This window comes from Micromonospora sp. SYSU B005, from assembly GCF_055362685.1.
The window spans coordinates 1-6,239 of sequence record NZ_JAXCFU010000036.1 but is presented as its reverse complement, the minus strand read 5'-3'; the positions used below and the strand labels follow the sequence as shown (position 1 = coordinate 6,239).

Here is a 6,239-nt window from a genome sequence, read left to right as displayed (position 1 = left end):
ATAAAACAATTGGCACTGGCTTTACAAGCACCCTGTTGAGTTCTCAAAGAACAACCACACACCAACCAGAAGCCCCACACCGTGGAACCCCGACCGGGGTATTTCGTTCGCTCACCCGCCGCTCGCGCGCCGGGCACTTTTACTACGTTACCTCACCGTCTCTGCCGTGTCAAACCGTGTGTCCCGGTCTGTCATGCTTCGTACGGGTCGGCGCCGCTGAGCACGCAGCAGTCACCCGCTGCGATGATCATCGGATTTGGCAGGCCGGCCGCCCGCGGTTTCCCGCTAGCTCGTCCGTTTCCCTGCCGGTCGACAACCTTACCCGGTCGGTTCCGCTCCGCCAAATCCGCCCTGCGGCGTTTCGGCGGGCCCCGCCCGGACCGCGTCCTCACAAGACCTCAGTCTCGGTCGGACCCGGTACCAGCACTGTTCGGCACTCCCGGGCTTTCGTCCCGTTTGCCCCGTTCCGCGCTGGCAGAGAGAAAGTTACGCGTCCTCAGGTTTGATCGTCAAATCGGGGGGTAGCGGCGCGCGTCACACCCGTCCCGCTCTGGTCGATCAAGGAGTTGACGTCCCGATTCGAGCCGTCTGCGGACACCAACTCCTTGATCACCGGGGAGACGGAGGGGGCGGGGGTGAGAGCGAGGGCGGGTCAGGCGGTGGGGCGGCGGGAGGCACGCCAAGCTCTGATGCCCAGGACTCCCACAGTCGTGCCGATGGCCAGGGACGCGGCGATCAGCAGGGCGTGCACCCAGAGGAATCCGGTCAGGCTGCCCTCGCCGACGACGCCGGCCGACCAGGCGCGCTCGTCGTTCCAGATGGCGACCGCGAACCTCGGCCAGATCGCCCACGTCCAGACGCCGACGGCGACCAGGAACAGTGACCAACCACGTGACAGGACCATGGTCGGCCAGTATGCCAGCGCGCCGTCCGCCCAGGTCAGGCCCGCGGTCGGCGCGGCAGGCGTTTCCGTTCCCGCCGCTGGGGCACTGATTCCGTCGAGCCGATTCGACGGAGGTGCCACCGATGCAGCCGTTCAACCCGTGGACCTGGCGGGATCCGTCCGCCCTGGCCGGTGGGTACGACCAGACCCGGCCCGGAGACGTGCCGGAACAGCGCGCCGGCGAGGCGGACGACGGCCCGGACGCCCCCGGCCCGGGTACGCCGATCGACCTCACCGGCTACCGGGTGGAGGCGACGGACGGCCGGATCGGCTCCATCGACGAGGCGAGCGAGGACGCGGACGCGCGGTACCTGGTGGTGGACACCGGTCCGTGGATCTTCGGGAAGAAGGTGCTGCTGCCGGCCGGCACTGTGGCGCAGGTCGACCACCTGGAGCGCGTCGTGCACGTGGACCGCACCCGCGAGCAGGTGAAGGAGTCGCCGGCGTTCGACGCGGACCACTTCGCGCACCCGGAGTACCGGGAGCGGGTCGGCAGCTACTACACGGAGAGCTATCGACAGCAGTAAGCGCGGCAGGAGGCAGCGGCACAGGCCGGTGAGCGGTTACCGTGTCAGTCATGGTCCGGCCGCGCAGCTGCCTCCCGGAGACCCGTAGCGGTCTCCCGGGCCACGCTGTCGACGGCCGGGAGCAGATCCTCGACGTACTCCGTGCCGGCGGACTCCGTTTCCGCGCCGGCGGGCGATGGCGGCGCTCGTTCTGACGAGCCCGCTCCACCGACCCGGGTGACACCCGGGTCGCGTCTCCCCGCCATCGAACGGCACGAAAGGCGTACGACCATGTCCTCTGCACGCATGCTCACCGGCGACCGCCCGACCGGGCGGCTGCACCTCGGCCACTACGTGGGCAGCATCGCCAACCGGGTGCGGCTGCACCAGCGCTACGAGAGCTTCTTCATCATCGCGGACCTGCACATGCTCACCACGCGCAACAGCCGCGCGGACATCGAGCAGGTGGCGCACAACGCCCGCGAGATGGTCACCGACATCCTGGCCGCAGGGGTGGAGCCGGAACGGGCCACGTTCTACCTCCAGTCGGCGATCCCCGAGGTCGGCGACCTGAACACGCTGTTCCAGAACCTGATCACGGTGCCCCGGCTGGAACGGGTGCCGTCGCTCAAGGAGATGACCCGGGACGCCGGCAAGGACGAGATGCCGTACGGCCTGCTCGGCTACCCGGTCCTCCAGGCCGCCGACATCCTCTGCGTGAAGGGGCAGGTCGTGCCGGTCGGGAAGGACAACGCCGCGCACGTCGAGGTGACGCGGGAGATCGCCCGGCGGTTCAACCACCTCTACGGCGAGGTCTTCCCGGTACCCGACATGATCATGTCGGAGACGCCCACGCTGGTCGGAACCGACGGCGCCGGGAAGATGAGCAAGAGCAAGGGGAACGCGATCGCGCTCTCCGACGACGCAGCGACGGTGCGCCGCAAGGTGATGGGGATGTACACCGACCCGAACCGGGTCCGCGCCGACGTGCCCGGCACGGTCGAGGGGAACCCGGTCTTCGAGTACCACGACATCTTCAACCCGGACCGGGCGCAGGTGGCGGACTTCAAGGCCCGCTACCGGGCCGGCCGAGTCGGTGACGTCGAGGTCAAGGAGGCGCTGGCGACCGCGCTCAACCGGTTCCTGGACCCGATCCGGGAGCGCCGGGCCCGCTTCGAGGCGCAGCCCGGCCTGGTCGACGAGCTGATCGTCACCGGCACCGAACGGACCCGCGAGCAGGTGCGCCGCACGCTCGTCGAGGTCCGCCGGGCGATGGGCCTGAGCAGCGCGTACACCCAGGTGCGGCGCCGGGCCGAGCGCTACCGCAAGGCCGTCGCCACGTCGGCGTGACGACGAGCCGGTCCGGGGTACGCGCTTGCGCCGACCCCGGACCGGCCGGTTACGCTGCCGGCATGGCCAGCTCGCACGCGTACCCGATGACGTCCTCCGACGTCCGGCTCGGCGCGCTGCGACGCCGGCGGTCCCGCGACCGCCTGCGCTGAGCCTTCCCCTCCTGCGACCGGCGGATCGAGCCGCCGGTCGTCATCGATCGCCCTCGCTCCGCCGTCGCGTTCCCGTCAGGTGATCCGCGCGGCGGATCCACAGCGAGATCGGCGTACTCATGGATCTTGAAAGGTTGCTCACCGACCGGCTGGCGCCGGCGTTCGCGGCGGTGGCCGGCGTGCCGGTGGACCCGGCCGTGCGGCGCTCGCAGCACGCGGACTTCCAGTCCGACGCGGCGTTGGGCCTGGCCCGGCGGCTCGGCCGGCCGCCGCGGGAGATCGCCGCGGAGGTACGGGAGCGCGCGGCGCTGGCCGACGTCTGCGCGGCGGTCGAGGTGTCCGGTCCGGGTTTCCTGAACCTCACGGTGGCCGGGCACGCGCTCGGCGGGCTGGTCTCCGCGCTGGCCGCCGACCCGCGGCTCGGCGTGCCGGTGGTGGCCGAGCCGGAGACGGTGGTGGTCGACTACTCGGCGCCGAACGTGGCGAAGGAGATGCACGTCGGGCACCTGCGGTCGACGGTGATCGGGGACGCGGCGGCGCGGACGCTGGAGTGGCTCGGGCACCGGGTGCTGCGCGCCAACCACCTCGGCGACTGGGGCACACCGTTCGGCATGCTGATCGAGCACCTGCTCGACCTGGGCGAGGCCGGCGCGGCGCAGGAGCTGTCGATGGGTGACCTGGACGGGTTCTACAAGGCGGCGCGGGCGAAGTTCGACGACGACGAGGCGTTCCGGGAGCGGTCGCGGCAGCGGGTGGTGGCGTTGCAGGGCGGTGACCCGGCGACGCTGCGGCTGTGGCGACTGCTGGTGACGCAGTCGGAGAGCTACTTCCTGACCGTGTACGACCTGCTCGACGTGACCCTGACCGGCGACGACTTCCGGGGCGAGAGCAGCTACCACGACCAGCTCGCGCCGACCGTCGAGGAGCTGGACCGGCTCGGGCTGCTGCGGCGCAGCGACGGCGCGGACTGCGTGTTCCCGCCCGGTTCGGTGGGCCGGGACGGCGAGCCGTTGCCGCTGATCGTGCGCAAGTCCGACGGCGGGTACGGCTACCCGGCCACCGACCTGGCCGCGCTGCGGCACCGGACCGGCACGCTCGGCGCGACACGGCTGCTCTACGTGGTCGGGCTGCCGCAGCGGCGGCACTTCGAGATGGTGTTCGCGGTCGGCGCGCAGGCCGGCTGGCTGGCCGCCCCGGCACGGGCCGAGCACGTCGGGTTCGGCTCGATCCTCGGCCCGGACGGGCGGATGCTGCGCAGCCGGGCCGGCGGATCGGTGAAGCTGGTCGGGCTGCTCACCGAGGCGGTGGAGCGGGCCACCGCGCTGGCCCGGGAACGCAATCCGGAGCTGGGCGAGGCGGAGGCCGCCGCTGTGGGGCGCGCGGTGGGCATCGGCGCGATCAAGTACGCCGACCTGTCCGGCGACCGGCACAAGGACTACGTGCTGGACTGGGAACGGATGCTGTCGCTGGACGGGAACACCGCGCCGTACCTCCAGTACGCGTACTCCCGGGTCCGGTCGATCTTCCGGCGGGCCGGCGCGGCGGCGCGGCCGGACGCGGAGGTCTCGCTCGCCGAGCCGGCCGAGCGGGCGCTCGCCATCGAGCTGGTCGGCTTCGCCGCGGTGGTCGAGGAGGTGGCGGGCACCCTGGAGTTCCACCGGCTGACCGCGTACCTGCACCGGCTGGCGGTCGCGTTCAGCGCGTTCTACGAACGCTGCCCGGTGCTGCGGGCCGAGGGTCCGCTGCGGGACAGCCGGCTCGTGTTGTGCGAGCTGACCGGGCGGGTGCTGCGGCAGGGCCTGGACCTGCTCGGCATCCGTACCCCGGAACGGTTGTGAGACCGGGGGCCACCGGAAGCCCGTGCGGCGGTTAGCGTGACGCATCGATCGGACGCTAGGGAGGCGATCATGGCGGATCGGCGCGCGGTACTCGCTCCGGGTCGGGGCTACGACACCCGGGGACCGCTCTTCGTCTACATCGGGGAGGCGTTGCGCCGGCTCGGTTTCGAGGTGCACGAGGTGACCTGGCGGTCGCTGGGCGAGCTGCGCCTCGACAGCGCGCCGGAGTGGGTCGCCGAGCAGCTGGATCCGGTCCTCGACGCCGGGGTGGACCTGCTCGTGGGCAAGTCGCTCGGCAGTTTCGCCGCGCCGCTCGCCGCCGACCGGGGCATCCCGGCGGTCTGGCTGACGCCGCTGCTGACCGACCCCGCCGTGCGGGAGCCACTGGGCCGGGCCACCGCGCCGTTCCTGCTGGCCGGCGGCACCGGCGATCAGGTCTGGGATGGTGCGGTGGCGCGCCGGCTCACGCCGTACGTGGTGGAGGTCGCCGACGCCGACCACTCGATGATGGTGCCCGGGCCGCTGGCGGCCTCGGCCGAGGCGCTCGGGCGGGTCTGTACGGCGGTGGAGGAGTTCGTCGCCGGCCGTTGACGGTCAGCGGCGGCGTCGCCGCGCCCACACGCCCGCCGCCACCGCCGCGACGATCGGCAGGAGGCAGCAGAGCGCCAGGACGGACATGTGCCACGGCTTGATCGCTCCCATGGCCCGAACGATAGGCGTCGCTGTCCACGCCCCGCTACGCGGAGGCTCGGGCGGCCCTGCCGTCCAGCCACAGCGTGTCGCTGTCGTCGCGGTGGGATCCGGTGGACCCGACGTGCTTGGCGCTGATCTTCGGCCCGTTCCTGATCACGTGGACCAGAGCCATCGCGTGTCCCCGGCCGAGTCCGTACTCGTCCTTGAGCCAGCCCACGATCACGGCGGCCTTCACGTCGGCGGCGTCGTAGCCGCGCTCCCTGGCCTGGTCGACGAGCGTGCGCGGGGTCTTGCCGGTCTTGTCCTCGATCGCGTCGAGGTATGCCTGGAAGGACATCTGCCCAACCCTTCGTCCGGGAGGTGGTGACAACCTCCACCCTCCCGGGCGGCGCGGTTCCGATCAACGACGGACCGGGCCACCGTCGTTGCCTCCAGGGCAACGATCGCCGTCGGGCGAGACGCCGGAGAGCCCGGCCCGCGTGGTCGCGGGCCGGGCTCTCCAGATCTCGGGGTACGCGCTCAGCGCTGGAGGGTGAGCAGTCCGGGTCGGTAGGGCAGGAGGCCGTAGTCGCCGCCGGAGTTGGGGGAGCGGCCCTGGTAGAGCAGTTGGAGGTTGCAGGGGTCGACGGTGAAGGTCTGGTCGGCGGTGGTGCGGATGAGTTCGCCGTGGCTGATGTCGTTGGTCCAGGTGGCGCCGCTGTTGGCCTTGCCGGCGAACGGGTTGGACTCGGTGGCGGCCTGCGGGGTCCAGGAGCCG

Annotated in this window: 7 protein-coding genes; 4 read left to right on the top strand and 3 right to left on the bottom strand. The window is 71.6% G+C overall.

The features are described 5' to 3' along the window. Positions 1 to 652 precede the first annotated feature (652 nt). A complete protein-coding gene (locus SM452_RS30135) occupies positions 653 to 904 on the bottom strand; it encodes an SCO4848 family membrane protein (protein WP_463841197.1) in 252 nt (83 codons plus the stop codon). Positions 905 to 1,026: 122 nt separating this feature from the next. On the opposite strand from SM452_RS30135, the gene SM452_RS30130 reads away from it, so the two are divergent. The 4 genes from SM452_RS30130 to SM452_RS30115 all read left to right on the top strand — a co-directional run bounded on the left by SM452_RS30130 (position 1,027) and on the right by SM452_RS30115 (position 5,380). After that, a complete protein-coding gene (locus tag SM452_RS30130) occupies positions 1,027 to 1,470 on the top strand; it encodes a PRC-barrel domain-containing protein (RefSeq protein WP_262016364.1) in 444 nt (147 codons plus the stop codon). 270 nt (positions 1,471 to 1,740) lie between these two features. Then, the gene (gene trpS, locus SM452_RS30125) at positions 1,741 to 2,799 is read left to right on the top strand and encodes a tryptophan--tRNA ligase (RefSeq protein ID WP_262016365.1); all 1,059 of its coding nucleotides are present in this window, start codon (positions 1,741 to 1,743) and stop codon (positions 2,797 to 2,799) included. Positions 2,800 to 3,070: 271 nt separating this feature from the next. Next, positions 3,071 to 4,789, top strand: a complete 1,719-nt coding sequence (argS, locus tag SM452_RS30120) for an arginine--tRNA ligase (protein ID WP_463841196.1) — start codon at positions 3,071 to 3,073, stop codon at positions 4,787 to 4,789. A gap of 69 nt (positions 4,790 to 4,858) precedes the next feature. Continuing rightward, positions 4,859 to 5,380 carry an alpha/beta hydrolase gene (locus SM452_RS30115; protein WP_355514790.1) on the top strand — a complete coding sequence of 174 codons (522 nt, stop codon included), beginning with the start codon at positions 4,859 to 4,861 and terminating at the stop codon, positions 5,378 to 5,380. Between the two features lie 145 nt (positions 5,381 to 5,525). Here SM452_RS30115 and SM452_RS30110 read toward each other — a convergent pair whose 3' ends face one another. Continuing rightward, positions 5,526 to 5,819 (bottom strand): DUF4287 domain-containing protein, encoded by a 294-nt coding sequence (locus SM452_RS30110; protein WP_135242464.1) that lies wholly within the window; start codon positions 5,817 to 5,819, stop codon positions 5,526 to 5,528. A 182-nt stretch (positions 5,820 to 6,001) separates the two neighbouring features. Next, the coding region (locus SM452_RS30105; RefSeq protein WP_463841195.1) for a non-reducing end alpha-L-arabinofuranosidase family hydrolase at positions 6,002 to 6,239 on the bottom strand (238 nt) is incomplete at its 5' end.